Annotated in this window: 16 protein-coding genes; 1 reads left to right on the forward strand and 15 read right to left on the reverse strand. The window is 36.2% G+C overall.

Annotated elements, in window-relative coordinates; genetic code table 11:
- Window positions 1-12: 12 nt before the first annotated feature.
- The 15 genes from scpB to DQN23_RS07125 form a co-directional block, all read right to left on the reverse strand.
- Window positions 13-609, reverse strand: a complete 597-nt coding sequence (gene scpB / locus DQN23_RS07055) for an SMC-Scp complex subunit ScpB (RefSeq protein ID WP_020917331.1) — start codon at window positions 607-609, stop codon at window positions 13-15.
- 51 nt (window positions 610-660) lie between these two features.
- Window positions 661-1365 (reverse strand): segregation/condensation protein A, encoded by a 705-nt coding sequence (locus tag DQN23_RS07060; protein ID WP_020917332.1) that lies wholly within the window; start codon window positions 1363-1365, stop codon window positions 661-663.
- Entirely contained in the window at window positions 1365-2105 is a 741-nt protein-coding gene (xerD, locus tag DQN23_RS07065) for a site-specific tyrosine recombinase XerD (protein ID WP_020917333.1), read from the reverse strand. The genes DQN23_RS07060 and xerD overlap by 1 nt, the downstream gene beginning before the upstream one ends.
- Window positions 2098-2565, reverse strand: a complete 468-nt coding sequence (gene cbpB, locus DQN23_RS07070) for a cyclic-di-AMP-binding protein CbpB (RefSeq protein WP_020917334.1) — start codon at window positions 2563-2565, stop codon at window positions 2098-2100. The genes xerD and cbpB overlap by 8 nt, the downstream gene beginning before the upstream one ends.
- The gene (locus DQN23_RS07075; protein WP_020917335.1) at window positions 2562-3083 is read right to left on the reverse strand and encodes a metallophosphoesterase; all 522 of its coding nucleotides are present in this window, start codon (window positions 3081-3083) and stop codon (window positions 2562-2564) included. The genes cbpB and DQN23_RS07075 overlap by 4 nt, the downstream gene beginning before the upstream one ends.
- Complete coding sequence (locus DQN23_RS07080) at window positions 3065-4093, reverse strand: nucleoside-triphosphate diphosphatase (protein WP_111712967.1); 1029 nt, start codon at window positions 4091-4093, stop codon at window positions 3065-3067. The genes DQN23_RS07075 and DQN23_RS07080 overlap by 19 nt, the downstream gene beginning before the upstream one ends.
- Window positions 4094-4110: 17 nt before the next feature.
- Complete coding sequence (gene racE, locus DQN23_RS07085; RefSeq protein WP_111712968.1) at window positions 4111-4920, reverse strand: glutamate racemase; 810 nt, start codon at window positions 4918-4920, stop codon at window positions 4111-4113.
- A 183-nt stretch (window positions 4921-5103) separates the two neighbouring features.
- Window positions 5104-5346, reverse strand: a complete 243-nt coding sequence (locus DQN23_RS07090) for a YneF family protein (RefSeq protein ID WP_006532899.1) — start codon at window positions 5344-5346, stop codon at window positions 5104-5106.
- Window positions 5347-5486: 140 nt separating this feature from the next.
- On the reverse strand, window positions 5487-6728 hold the full coding sequence (locus DQN23_RS07095; RefSeq protein ID WP_020917338.1) for a diaminopimelate decarboxylase: 1242 nt from the start codon (window positions 6726-6728) through the stop codon (window positions 5487-5489).
- A 118-nt stretch (window positions 6729-6846) separates the two neighbouring features.
- The gene (locus DQN23_RS07100) at window positions 6847-7542 is read right to left on the reverse strand and encodes a Bax inhibitor-1/YccA family protein (protein WP_020917339.1); all 696 of its coding nucleotides are present in this window, start codon (window positions 7540-7542) and stop codon (window positions 6847-6849) included.
- 31 nt (window positions 7543-7573) lie between these two features.
- Window positions 7574-8077: an HDIG domain-containing metalloprotein gene (locus DQN23_RS07105; protein WP_020917340.1), complete on the reverse strand. Its 504-nt coding sequence runs from the start codon at window positions 8075-8077 to the stop codon at window positions 7574-7576.
- A 99-nt stretch (window positions 8078-8176) separates the two neighbouring features.
- The gene (locus DQN23_RS07110) at window positions 8177-8920 is read right to left on the reverse strand and encodes a TrmH family RNA methyltransferase (RefSeq protein WP_020917341.1); all 744 of its coding nucleotides are present in this window, start codon (window positions 8918-8920) and stop codon (window positions 8177-8179) included.
- 49 nt (window positions 8921-8969) lie between these two features.
- On the reverse strand, window positions 8970-10244 hold the full coding sequence (locus DQN23_RS07115; RefSeq protein WP_111712969.1) for an oligosaccharide MFS transporter: 1275 nt from the start codon (window positions 10242-10244) through the stop codon (window positions 8970-8972).
- 17 nt (window positions 10245-10261) lie between these two features.
- On the reverse strand, window positions 10262-11644 hold the full coding sequence (locus DQN23_RS07120) for a glycoside hydrolase family 32 protein (protein ID WP_111712970.1): 1383 nt from the start codon (window positions 11642-11644) through the stop codon (window positions 10262-10264).
- A 287-nt stretch (window positions 11645-11931) separates the two neighbouring features.
- On the reverse strand, window positions 11932-12921 hold the full coding sequence (locus DQN23_RS07125; protein ID WP_020917344.1) for a LacI family DNA-binding transcriptional regulator: 990 nt from the start codon (window positions 12919-12921) through the stop codon (window positions 11932-11934).
- A gap of 176 nt (window positions 12922-13097) precedes the next feature.
- On the opposite strand from DQN23_RS07125, the gene DQN23_RS07130 reads away from it, so the two are divergent.
- A complete protein-coding gene (locus tag DQN23_RS07130; RefSeq protein ID WP_020917345.1) occupies window positions 13098-13376 on the forward strand; it encodes an acylphosphatase in 279 nt (92 codons plus the stop codon).
- The last annotated feature ends 55 nt before the right edge of the window (window positions 13377-13431 follow it).

Genomic DNA, 13431 nt, shown 5'->3' on the forward strand with positions numbered 1-13431 from the left:
TTTTTAGCTATTTTACATCATTTCGTCAGTTTTAGCGAGTTCTGTTTCTTCTTGGGCTAATTTTGGCTCTTCAAAAAGGGTCATTTCTTCATCAACCACTTCGATATTTGACACGTCAATCAGCTCACTTAGGTCATTGATTCCCATAAAATCTAGGAAATAATTCGTTGTCGCATAAAGATTTGGTCGACCAATTACTTCTTTTTTACCAGCTTCGCAAATTAAACCTAGAGCCATTAATTTACTGATAGCACTGCTAGAATTAACACCACGGATATCATCAACTTCAATACGTGTTATCGGTTGTTTGTAAGCAATAATGGATAAAACTTCCAAACTGGCACGTGATAAACTTTGATTGACTGGAGCTTTTGCAAAATCACGAAGCAAATCAGCAAAAATTTCTTTGGTCACAATTTTATAACAACCTGCTGTCTCAATCAAACAAAGACTTGATGATTCGTCAGCTTCGTATTTTTGTGTTAATTTTTCCAATTGTTGTTGGAGCGCCGTTGGCGTTAAATTAACCATACTAGCCAAATGACGTAAGCTCAGGCCTTCTTCACCTGCTACAAAAAGAAGAGCTTCAATCTGAGCTAAATAGTTCATATAACTTCCTTTCTTAAGTTTGTTTACCAAGGGTTATCAGTTTTCATCCACTCAACTAACACTTTGTAAAACAATATCTCCAAAGTTTTCCTCTTGTTCTACTTCCACCTCATGGACTTTAATCAATTCTAAAGTCGCCAAAAATAAGGTAATCATCTCTGGAATAGATTGACATTCTTTGAAAATCTTGTTCAAAACAAGTTTTTTAGACTGACTGAGACGTTCTGAAATAACCGTCATCATGTCTTCAATACGATAATCATCACGCTCAACAACCGTATGACTATTTTTCAATTCTCTTTGCTTTTCAGCCATAACATGTGAAAATGACAAGAAAAGATCCATAATCGTCTTGTCATGAGCTAAAACCGCATCTTCAAAAATTAATTCTTGTTTTGGTTTTGAGTAAAATTTAGCACGTTCATCGTGCTGGGCTGACATTTCCTCACTAATCGCCTTGAAGCGACGATATTCTTCGATTTGTGTCAACAATTCTTGTTCAGGATCATCTTCTTCTGACTCTGCTTCAACAATTTTTGGAAGTAGCTTACGGCTTTTAATCAGCATGAGCTGACTGGCCATAACCATATATTCACCTGCCACTTCTAATTTCATGGCTTGTAAGGTTGAAATATAAGCCAAATACTGCTCGATAACTTCCACGATTGGAACATCGTAAATATCCATCTGATATTTAGAGACGAAGTGCAAAAGCAAATCCAGAGGCCCTTCAAAATCTTTTAATTTAATATCCATCAGTTATAAAATTTCTCTAAAGTCACTGGACTCTTAAGCCCTAAATTGCGACTAACTTCTAATAAAGATTTTCCTGCTGCTTTTTGATGTAAAACATATTGATGGCGCATGTCCTGCGCTGATAAGTCTTCCAGACCTAAAGAAGCCAAAAATGCTTTTAATTGATTGAAGAACCATTGTCTTGAATAAGATTTACCTTGATTATCAAAAAGATAGATCTGTTCTTCAGACAAATTGGCAGTCATGTAATCAAGCAATTTTGCAGGAACTTCTAGCACTCTGACCAAGCCAACTTTTTGCACGCGCAAAACAGCAAAAGTCCTATCCAAATCAGCAACTTTTAACCCTTGAAGGTCACTAGACGACAAGCCCAGTTCAATCATCAAAAGCGCAATTAACTGACCAGCTTGATAAGAACTTTCTTGATAAAAAGCCGAATAATCCAGCAACTCCTTACTAACCGGTTTCGTGGTCAATTTTTCTTTATTGCTTAATTTATAAAAACGATCTAAGCGCTCAGTATCATATAAAAAATACAAAAACTGATTGACTGCTGAAATCTTACGCTTTTTGCCTGACGTTTTTAAAGAAGCTAAAGAATGCTCATAAAGCGCCAGCTTTTCTTTACTGACCTTGCCATCAACAGCCTCAACAAACTGCTGCAAATCATAAAAATAAGCATTTCTAGAATTCTCTGAGAGAGACTTACTGTCAATAAATTCTTGGATAAAATCAATCATCTTTCGGGGTAATCGTATAATAATCAGTGAAATCGTGTAAGAGACTATTAACAGCCTTTAGAATCGATTTACGTGTAATAATGCCTAGGAAGTGGTTATTTTTATCTAAGACTGGCAAAAAGGGATAGTCCACTAACAAATGCATAATATCCGTTAAGCTTGAAGTATTACTAATGGTTTGTAATTTGGTATTAACCATCTTGCCAATATCAGTCTGAGCCAATTCCCAATCGGTCAATTGATTATTAGCTTGATAAGACATAATGTCAGCAATGCTGATAGTCCCAACGTATTCTTTATCTTTGGTGATAACAGGAACACGTGAATAACCATTATTAGCTAAAAGCAACATGGCGTGGTCTGAATTATGCGTATCAATAAAAATCGCCAAATCTTCTGCCGGAACCAAGTAATGATCCAAATGGCTAAGAAGAAATTCTTCAAATTCTTTTGCTATCATCTGTCAAATTCCTTTGAAAGTGCCGGATAGAGTTTGTGGTCACGTGTGTAAAAATCAACCTTAATCTTGTCTTTAGTGATAATTACTTTCGCATAAAGCTTTTCTTTAACGTCACCACGAGGTTGGAGAACACTACCTGGATTGATAAAAACAGTATTACCATTACGCCAAGCAGCTGCACGATGCAAGTGCCCATAAAGGCAAATATCTGCATCTTCTTCTTGAGCAAATAAATCTAATCTATCCCATGTAAAATTAATGTTATAAAGGTGTCCGTGAGTCTGTGCTATGACAATATCGTCAAGATAAGTTGTCAATCTTTCAGGATACCCAGTATCATAATCACAATTACCACGAACCACTTTGATACCATCCCAAATAGGATCTGAACTTGGTAGCTCAGAATCACCATTATGGAAAATGGCATCAACTTCTCCTTGATAACGTTGTTTAATATTGCTAACAATCTCACGATCACCGTGAGAATCGCTCATTACAATTATTGTTCTGCTTTCCATACTGGGAATGCCTCCATTAATTTCTTAACAGCCAACCCACGATGTGAGATTTCATTTTTTTCATCTGCTGTCAGTTCAGCAGCGTGACGTCCAGTTTCACCAACTAAAAATAGTGGGTCATAACCAAAGCCATTGTCACCTTTTGCTTCCATAGCAATGTAGCCAGGCCAATCAGCTTCAACAACCAGACTTTCTTTATCTGGTGCAGCAACTACAAGTGTTGTGTGGAATTGCGCTGAGCGGTCTTTCATATCAAATACCATTGCTAATTCGTGAAGTAATTTAGCATTATTTGATTCGTCTGTGGCATCTGGACCAGAGAAACGAGCTGACCATACACCAGGAAGACCACCAAGAACATCAACTTTCAAGCCAGAATCATCAGCAAGAACCATTTTTCCAGTTAATTTTGAAATCGTTTCTGCTTTCAAGCGTGCATTTTCTTCAAAGGTCATTCCAGTTTCTTCCACTTCAGGCAATTCTGGGTGGTTGTTTAGGTTTTCAACTTTGATACCTAGTTGATCAAACATTTTACAAAATTCTTTGGTTTTACCTTCATTGCGTGTAGCAATCAAAATGGTATCACCAAAAGCATTTTCAGATGATTTTCCAAAAAAGTCTGACGCAGCAACACCATCTTCAGGTAGATGCACGAATAACAATTGGTCACCCTCAGTAACCACAACTGCACTCGCACGTTGTTGCACTTCTAAATGACGATTAGTTTCTTCATTAATCATGCCAACAACAAAGCGAATCAATTGAAAATCAGATGATTTTTTAACAACAGTGACGTTGTAGCCGTTGAATTCATCTTTATGGCAGCCATCTTCACCGTGTCCGTGACATTTGCCACAGCATTTGCTTGCAACAAGTTTTGCAACTTGTTGGCTCAATTCATAAAGCTCGTCACCGCAGACATTTCCAAGACCTGAAATGGCATTGAAGCCACCCCACTCACCAAGGAACCAATTTTCTTTATCTTTATACTCATAAATTTTATCAGCCATTTATTACCATCTCATTTCTATTTGCTCAACTTTTCCAAATCAACATGTTGCACATCAATGTCAGTTCCTAGCCAGTTCACCGCAATTTCTTTAAAACGCTGACTACTTGCTGTCGTGTAGAAATGGTGATCAACAGCATTTTCCGTGCGACTATGATTAATTTCAAAGTAATTTAATAATACTGACACATCTCGAATACATTCAGCACCACTATCAATGAGTTTAACATTCGGTCCCATCACATTTTGAATGATTGGACGAAGTAGTGGGTAATGAGTACATCCAAGAACCAATGTGTCAACTTTGCCAACAAGCGGTGCTAAACTTTCATAAACAACTTTTTTAGCAACACTTGACCCCATTTCATTTGACTCAACGATTGGAACAAACTTGGGACAAGCTAAACCGCTAACTTCCATTTTTGGAGATAATGATTTTATCTTTTCAGGATAAACTTCTGAATTAATGGTCATCGGAGTTCCGATAATCCCAATTTTACCGTTACGTGTCGATTTAATCGCGGCACTAGAACCTGGTAAAATAACACCAAGAACAGGAATATCAAGTTTTTCTTTAACTTCTTTCCAAGTAACTGCTGTCGCTGTATTACAAGCAAAGACAATCATCTTAACATTTTTAGTTAACAAGAAATTAACCAATTCCCAAGTGTATTCTCTAATTTGTTCAGCAGGTCTAGGACCGTAAGGAGCTCTTGCTGAGTCTCCAATATATACAATTTCTTCATGTGGTAGTTGACGCATTAATTCACGTACAACTGTTAAACCACCAACTCCAGAATCTAAAAAACCAATTGGTCCATTATCCATAGAATCTTCTTTCTAATAAGGGAATTAGACTTAGAAAAAACCCAGTTGGTGAGCCAACTGAGTCATTCATTTCTGAGCTCTGTGCTCGAAAACATTTGTTAAAGACTGACTTGTATGTAAGGTCAAAAACTATCAAACAATAAGTCATCCGCCTTTAGCATTTTTCAAACCAAAGCGTAAAGATTATTTTTTAGCTTTTGCTGCAGCTGCTTTTGATTGTTTGATAATGTTACGGTACGTTTGTTGAATTTTTGCTTCACTAGGTTTTTGACCCATTTGGCTCATCATTTCACGGATCGCATCAGGCGTCAAGCGTGGGTGTTCACCGATTTCCTTTTCAAACTGTTTACGAGCGATAAAAACACCACCAACAAGGCCACCAAACAAAGCAACCAAAACTAACAAAATCCAAAGAAATGTTGTCATGAATATTTTCTCCTAAGTTTTTTACATAATTTATTATAGCAAAAATGGAAAGAGTTTACAAATTCTTGAAAGCTTTTTCTTAATAAAAAAAACAGCTAACTAAAGGCCATCTGTTGTCCTTAGCTAACTGCTCTTATAACTTATTCAAAATCAAATCCTTTAATGGTTGCAAAATAGTCTTCTGGCGTTTCGGCACGGCGGATTAAGCGTCCACTGCCATCTTCTTGGTAAAGAATTTCAGCTGAGCGTAAGCGACCATTGTACTGATACCCCATTGAAAAGCCATGTGCTCCTGTATCATGGATAACCAAGGTATCACCAACACGCGCCTCAGGCAATTCACGCTGTTTAGCAAATTTATCGTTATTTTCACAAAGAGAGCCAACCACGTCGACCACTTCAAGTTTTCCATTTGGATTGGTCATGTTTGTGATGTAATGGTAAGCATCGTACATGGCTGGACGCATCAAGTTAACGGCTGATGCATCAACCCCAATGTATGTGCGATACGTTTGTTTGCGGTGGCGAACTTTGGTTACAAGCAAACCATGTGGCGCTAACATGAAGCGACCAAGTTCAGTAAAGATTTTCACCTCACCAAGTCCAGCAGGAACCAATACCTCATCAAAAACACGGTGGACCCCTTCACCAATCGCCGCAATATCATTAGCTTTTTGTTCTGGACGATAATTGACTCCGACCCCACCAGATAAATTGATAAAGTTAATCACAACGCCAGTTTTTTCTTTCACTTCAACAGCTAATTCAAATAACTGACGGGCTAATTCTGGGTAGTAATCATTAGTCACTGTGTTTGAAGCAAGGAATGAATGGATACCGAAGTTTTTGACCCCTTCTGCTTTCAAATCTTTGAAGCCTTGAATCAACTGGTCTTTAGTCATCCCAAATTTTGATTCTTCAGGATTATCCATAATATCAGTTCCAAGCGAGAAAACACCACCCGGATTGTATCGAAGTGACACAGTATCTGGTAATCCTGCCACTTCTTTTAAAAAGGCAATATGTTCATACGCATCAAGGTTAATGGTTGCCCCAATTTTTCTAGCGTACTTGAATTCACGCGCTGGCGTATCATTTGATGAGAACATAATATCAGTAAAACCAAGCTTGTGGCTCATCAAAAGTTCCACTTCTGTCGCACAATCCACCCCGCAATTTTCCTCTTGTAAAATTTTCAAGATAGCTGGTGTTGGAGTTGCTTTTACGGCAAAATATTCCTTAAACCCTTTATTCCAAGCAAAGGCTTTGTTCAAAGCGCGAGCCTTTTCACGAATCCCTTTTTCATCGTAAAGGTGAAATGGCGTTGGAAATTCATTCGTAATGTTTTGAAGCTCTTTGGCTGAAATAAATGGTGTTTTCATAATTAATTCCTCTAATTTTCAAAATATTAGGACTATTATAACATAAAGACAAGAAATGACCAATGACCTTGGCCTGAAAAACAAAAAAACTAGTGCAAACAAAGTTGCACTAGTTAATTCATTGATCATCTCTTCCGAACAAGCGAAGCAAATTCAAGAATAAGTTGATAAAGTCAAGGTAAAGACTAAGTGCCATTGAAATAGCCCAGCCATCACCAACTTGACCACCTGTCGCTTCATAAACACGCTTAATCATTTGATTGTCATAAGCGATAAGCCCTGAGAAAATCAATACTGAAATAATACTGATAACAAAGCTCATCATCCCTGAGCCAACAAAAATATTGACAAAGCTTGCAATGATGATACCAATCAAAGCTGCCAAGGCTGCTTTTGCAAAGCCAGACAAATCTTTTTTAATGACAAAACCAAGGACTGACATCACACCAAAGACTAAGGCAGATGAGACAAAGGCTTGTAAAACTGTTGTTTGTGTGTAAGCAACAATGATGAAACTTAACGTAAAGCCATTCAGAGCTGAATAAAATAAAAACAAAGGCAAAGCAGATGGTGTATTTTTACGAGCAGCACCGCTAGCTAAGAAAACCAAAGCCAACTCTAAGAAAACTGCACCATAATAAATAAATGGGTGATTAGTCATGATATTAATCATATTGTCAGTAAAGACATAAAGCATCAAGAATGAGACAAAGGCTGACAAGCCGATTCCCATACCAACTAATCCATAAATTTTAGCAAAAAAGCGATTCAAACCACTATCGGTCTGTGTGTAAATAATATCGTTCTGATTCAAAAGAATCTCCCTTCCTGATAAATTCTATCCATTAACGATGGTTACTTGGTAAAATCTTACGGCTGTAGCGTCTTTTCTTACCAAAACGATTGCGAAATGGTGTAATGGCTTCTTTGACAGCCCAATACTTATCAACCATCGTCACAATGTAACCTTCTTTATAACGCGGCGGAGCAATCGTTGCCCCCCACATGTGTTTTAAAATGATATCTTCTTCACGCTTATTTAAAGTCGTTAATTTTCTAGCGTTTCGAACGGCAATTCTTGGATGTACCCACGCATGACCCTTATTAAACTTGGTTTCTCGCCAATCGTAATAAAAGAAATCGTGTAAAAGTCCTCCTCGCGCCGTGGATTTTTCATCCCAACCAATTTTTTTGGCAATCTTGTAGCTCGTATAAGCCACATTAATAGAATGTTCCATACGTGTCGAATAGTGATGCTGTGGAATATTACCTAATTTTTGAAAACGAGGGTGTTGGATAAGATGACCAACAAGCTCCATAAACTCTTTATCTTTTTTATATGCTTCCATGCAGAATCACCTTCTTTCGCTCTAATTATAGCATATGACCTTAAATTAAACTGAAAATACGTTCTCAAAAATTACTTTTCCTGCACCGCAATTTTCAAATTAAATCAACTGAAAAAGGAGAATTCCTGTTGACACAGCAACATTTAAACTTTCTGCTTGCCCAGGCATAATGATGTGCGCCAAGATATCAGCTTGTTTTGTCATTTGCTCTGAAATGCCATTTCCTTCATTTCCCATGACAAGCACAAAATTTCCATTGTACTCAATGGTCTTGTAAGACACAGACTCTTTGGAAAGTGTTGTGGCAATCAGCGGCACATCAAGATTTTGTAACTTCTGACAAGCCTCATACACATTAGTACGCCAAATCGGTAAATGAAAATGGCTCCCCTGCATGGAACGTAGCGTTTTTTGATTGTAAATATCAGCTGATTTTTCTGAAATCAAAACACCGTCCAAACCAGCAGCATCTGCTGTACGAATCATCGTTCCCACATTTCCTGGGTCTTGAACATCTTCTAATACCAAGTAGCGACCAGCTTTCAAATCAGCTAGTGGCAAGTTTGGCATCACCACTTCCGCGATAATACCTTGTGGTGTCTTAGAGTCTGTTAATTCTTTTAATACCTCAGGCGTCACATAAGTCACATGCGCTAAGCCTTCAACACGGTCTGAAAGCTCTTCAAGGACAAAAATATTTAAGAAGTCAGCGCCAGCTTTTTGCGCTTCCTCAAACAAGTGCCATCCTTCAATCAAGTAAGAATGTTCGCGGTATTTTTTTTTCAATAATTTTTTAGTCTTTTTAATGAGATTATTTGATTTAGAGGTTATAACTACTTGCATGTTTACATTATAACAAAAAATCTCCTAAATAGGAGATTTAGTGTAGTGTTTAATTTATTTCCAAAGGTTGTCCATAAACATCTTGATCGTCCTTTTTTAAAACAAAGAAAGCATATATCGCAGAAATGAATACAATACCTGCCACAATTAAGAAAGTTGGTTGATAGCCAATTTTATCATGTAATAATCCAAATGGCGTTGAAAAAATAATCTGTCCAACTTGTGCAGCAATTTGAAACCCTACCATATAAAGTGTCGTCGAAATACGCGTATCAAAGTGTAGGGTAAAATAACGGAACATTGCAAGAATAAAAATTGCAGTTTCTGGAGCATGTAAAAGCTTAATGATTGATACACCAAGAGGATTAGTTACCAAACCACAGCCACCAATACGTAGAACCATAATAACTAATCCAATCAATAGACTTTTACGAACCCCTGTCTTTCTCATCATAATTGGAATAATTCCCATCATAATTGATTCTAAGAATACTTCTAAAGAATTAAGAACACCATAAGCTTGTTGACCTGCTGTTTCTGTTCCAAAGAATGTAGTGAAGAATTCAGGAAACATTTGTTGATCAAAAACAGTATAGAAAGTCCAACTCATGCTGATGAAAATAACAATTTTCCAAAGATCAGGCATCTTGAACACACTCAAAATTTCTAGTAGCGATGGTGAATTATTGACATCTTGGTTATTAGATTTACTTTCATATTTTGTAACGATAACTGTGTCATTTTCTGGTTTAATAAAAAGCAAAACAAGTAATAATACAATTGAAAATACTGAACCAATCCAAAAAATCAAATAGGCATTTAGTGTAAACATGAAGCCTGCGATTAAAGCCGCAACAGCATAGCCAAAAGATCCCCATGCGCGTGCTTGACCATATTCAAAACCAAAACGACGACTCATTCGTTCTGCTAAAGCTTCAAAAGTTGGTGAAGCAGCAAGAAAAGCTACTGAAAGGTAAATAGAACCAATTAAAGCACCGACAATAAAATTACTTTTTAATAGAGGAACATAAACCCAAGTAAAGAAAGGACCTAAAAATACTTCACAAGAAACACAAAAAATTAATAGATTTTTTTTAATTCCAAGCTTATCCTGTAGTGAACCATACACAAACATTAAAATCAATGTTATAGCTGAATTGAAAGAATAGATTGTTCCAACTTGTGTTCCTGAAAAACCTTGCTTAGTTGTTAACCAAATTTGAAAAAATGACCACCAAATTCCCCAACCTGTAAAGAATAAAAGAATCATCAAGGAATTGCTCATATAAAACGGATTAGCAGTATACTTTTTAAAATTACTCATAATTTACCTCTTAAATCTTAGTAACTATTTGCATTTCTTTCCAATTGATAGATACATGATTGATTATCACAGTCTGCTAACAGCCTTAGGTTAATTTTATCCTGCCAATACATCCTTTCTGTAAAAGTGACACTTCCTTGATTCACGAAAATTTCAACAGAGCTACTATCTACATAGATATGTAAAGACAAGCTATCAGATAATGACATATGAGCGACACGTTCACCATCAGTAGTTGTTCGATTTAAAATAATTCGATCACCATCACGATCAATGGATATTTTTAAACTATTACTACCATCAAAAAGACTTAAGAATTGACCAGAATTAATATGTTGAGCATCAATAATAATTTCACTGCTATCTTCTAAAGTATAAGGTACATCTTTTTCAAGTTTTCCATCAAATAATATCTTTTCGCGCAAAGTTTTTAATTCTTTAATTGGCAACTGACAAAGTCGACCATCACGAATAACCAATTCTCTTGGTAATGTTAAAGCTCCTGCCCAACCATCTTCTTTTTCATACATCGGAGAATCCCAGGCATTCATCCAAGCTATCATAACACGACGTCCATCTGATGTCAGTAAAGTTTGAGTTGCATAGAAATCATGACCATTATCAATCTCGAAAAACTTCCCACGATGGAAGACACCATTGTTGTCATCTAATTGTCCAAGTAAATAGCCTGTCTGATTCAGGTTACGGTATTTATCGCCATCTTCTTGAACTCCTTGTGGAGACATTAGTAAAACATCTTCTCCATTTAATCTGAAGAAATCTGGACATTCCCACATAAAACCTTCTCTATCACAATCGATAGCTTGTGATAATACTGAAATAAATTCCCAATCAATTAAATTTTTAGAACGATATAGCAACGCTCTACCTAATCCATTCTCCTCTTGACTTCCCAAAACCATATAGAAATTATCACTATCTTGCCAAACTTTTGGATCTCTAAAATGTTTGGTGTTACCGACAGGTGTTCTCAAAACAGGGTTACCTTCATATTTTTTAAAATGGATACCATCAGTACTGTAGGCAAGATTCTGATCTTCATAAAATTGTTCTTGATCTGTTGGATCAGTATAATGGTGACCAGTATAAATCAACCATAATTTTCCATCATACTCAATCGCACTACCTGAAAAGCAGCCATCTTCGCTTGCTCCTGGTGTTAAAGCAACTGGTAGTGTTTCCCAATGAACCAAATCTTTACTTCTAGCATGTCCCCAATGCATTGGCCCCCACTCAGAGTCATATGGATAATATTGATAAAAGATATGGTAATACCCCTTAAAATATGATAAACCATTAGGATCATTAATCCATCCTGATTTGGCCATTAAATGATAGTTCAGGCGATAACGCTGGTTAGTAACAGTCATTTCATTCATAATTATCCTCTTTTTATATCAACCGGTTAACATATAATGTAATTGTTTTCCTCTAGAAGTTATTTATATTATAACGCTTACATTTTTATATGTCAACCGGTTGATATATATATTTTGCAAAAAAATATTAGCCAGTAGCACCATTGACTTAACCCAAATACTAACTTATTATTTTAGGAATAATGTGACATTTTATATACTTGTAAAAACAAGCAAAAAACTCTACATTCTCATATAAATAGAATGTAGAGTCTGTTGTAAAAAATATTAATTACTTCTGCTTATATTTAACAAGTTTTACCTTCAATCAGTTTCACCGGTAATGTATATGAAGTGGCTTCGTCACCTTTACCATTAATCCGATTATCTAAAATGGTTACTGCTAGTTCAGCCATCTCATTGATAGGCTGCTGAATAGTCGAAAGATGAGGGAGTAATAAGCGTGCCATATCTGCGCCATCATATCCAATAATTTTTAAATCATTTGGAACATTACGGTCAAATTCTTGTGCTAAAGATAACAAAATAGCTGCATCAGTATCATTAGATGCAAAAATACCATCAACTTCCGGATGTTCTACAAAAATGTGACGTAGACGCTCCCTTTTTTCTTCCTGACTAATATTAAAGTCAAGATGATAAGTTATCGGTGTCAATCCATGTTCTATCATGGTATCTTCATAACCAATACGACGCTTCTGAGCTGGTGTCTGTAATTCTATAGGACCATTAGTATGTACAATATACTGACAGTCAGCAGAAATTAGTTTTTCTGTAGCTATCCTCCCACCTTGGTAATTATCCGAAGAAATAACAGGAATATCCTCATTCATAATTCTATCAATAGAAACAATTGGTAAGTTTCTGTTTTGATACTCACTTAACCCCTGGTTATGCGCCCCAACAATTAAACCATCAACCTGATGACTCAGTAATTGATTCAAATAATCTTCTTCTTTATCTGGATCATTTTGTGAATTACCAATTAAAACTTTATATCCTTTTTTGTACAAAAGAAGTTCCATTTCAGCTTCTAGTTGCGCAAAGAATGGATTATTAATAGTAGGGAAGATAAGTCCGACTAAGTTAGTCTTTTGTGTATAGAATTGTCGTGCAATAATATTTGGCTGATAGCCTATTTCTTTCATTGCGTCATTAACTTTTTGAATTGTTTCTTTACTTAAGTATCCCCTATTATTTAAAACTCTGGAAACAGTTGTTTTGGAAACACCCGCCAAAGCAGCTACATCTTCAAGTCTTGGACGTTTTTCGGACATATATTCCTCACTAATTTTTTAGTTAACAACTACCAATTCCAGTAATCATTAATCAGTAATCTTACTTAACTATTCTTTTTTAACTTTATGCCTATTATAACATAAGCAGTCATAAACTGCTTATGTTATAATAAAACTAGATAAAATTAACAAGTATTTATAAGGAGGAAAGTGAGATGAAAAAAGTTCGTCTAATTGTCTCAGGCCGAGTTCAAGGAGTGGGTTTTCGTTATTCGACTTTCGCCCTTGCTCAAAGTCTAGGTGATATTTACGGTCGCGTTTGGAATAATGATGATGGCACCGTTGAAATCCTCGCCCAATCCGATGATTCCGCTAAAATGGCAAAATTTATTCAAGAAATTCGCAAAGGACCATCTAAATGGGCAAAAGTAACCTACGTCGATGTCAAAATGGCTAATTTTAAAGACTATACTGATTTTCAAATTGCCAACTAATTCTATAAATAAGACTACAGACGTATTGAGAAAATACAGAAAAAACAGTAAAATA

This window comes from Streptococcus lutetiensis, assembly GCF_900475675.1.
GTDB lineage: Bacteria > Bacillota > Bacilli > Lactobacillales > Streptococcaceae > Streptococcus > Streptococcus lutetiensis.

What these genes read in the sequence shown, in the direction of transcription:
- scpB (WP_020917331.1), bottom strand. Translation starts at nt 609, where the DNA reads ATGAACTATTTAGCTCAGATTGAAGCTCTTCTTTTTGTAGCAGGTGAA.
- DQN23_RS07060 (WP_020917332.1), bottom strand. Translation starts at nt 1,365, where the DNA reads ATGGATATTAAATTAAAAGATTTTGAAGGGCCTCTGGATTTGCTTTTG.
- xerD (WP_020917333.1), bottom strand. Translation starts at nt 2,105, where the DNA reads ATGATTGATTTTATCCAAGAATTTATTGACAGTAAGTCTCTCTCAGAG.
- cbpB (WP_020917334.1), bottom strand. Translation starts at nt 2,565, where the DNA reads ATGATAGCAAAAGAATTTGAAGAATTTCTTCTTAGCCATTTGGATCAT.
- DQN23_RS07075 (WP_020917335.1), bottom strand. Translation starts at nt 3,083, where the DNA reads ATGGAAAGCAGAACAATAATTGTAATGAGCGATTCTCACGGTGATCGT.
- DQN23_RS07080 (WP_111712967.1), bottom strand. Translation starts at nt 4,093, where the DNA reads ATGGCTGATAAAATTTATGAGTATAAAGATAAAGAAAATTGGTTCCTT.
- racE (WP_111712968.1), bottom strand. Translation starts at nt 4,920, where the DNA reads ATGGATAATGGACCAATTGGTTTTTTAGATTCTGGAGTTGGTGGTTTA.
- DQN23_RS07090 (WP_006532899.1), bottom strand. Translation starts at nt 5,346, where the DNA reads ATGACAACATTTCTTTGGATTTTGTTAGTTTTGGTTGCTTTGTTTGGT.
- DQN23_RS07095 (WP_020917338.1), bottom strand. Translation starts at nt 6,728, where the DNA reads ATGAAAACACCATTTATTTCAGCCAAAGAGCTTCAAAACATTACGAAT.
- DQN23_RS07105 (WP_020917340.1), bottom strand. Translation starts at nt 8,077, where the DNA reads ATGGAAGCATATAAAAAAGATAAAGAGTTTATGGAGCTTGTTGGTCAT.
- DQN23_RS07110 (WP_020917341.1), bottom strand. Translation starts at nt 8,920, where the DNA reads ATGCAAGTAGTTATAACCTCTAAATCAAATAATCTCATTAAAAAGACT.
- DQN23_RS07115 (WP_111712969.1), bottom strand. Translation starts at nt 10,244, where the DNA reads ATGAGTAATTTTAAAAAGTATACTGCTAATCCGTTTTATATGAGCAAT.
- DQN23_RS07120 (WP_111712970.1), bottom strand. Translation starts at nt 11,644, where the DNA reads ATGAATGAAATGACTGTTACTAACCAGCGTTATCGCCTGAACTATCAT.
- DQN23_RS07125 (WP_020917344.1), bottom strand. Translation starts at nt 12,921, where the DNA reads ATGTCCGAAAAACGTCCAAGACTTGAAGATGTAGCTGCTTTGGCGGGT.
- DQN23_RS07130 (WP_020917345.1), top strand. Translation starts at nt 13,098, where the DNA reads ATGAAAAAAGTTCGTCTAATTGTCTCAGGCCGAGTTCAAGGAGTGGGT.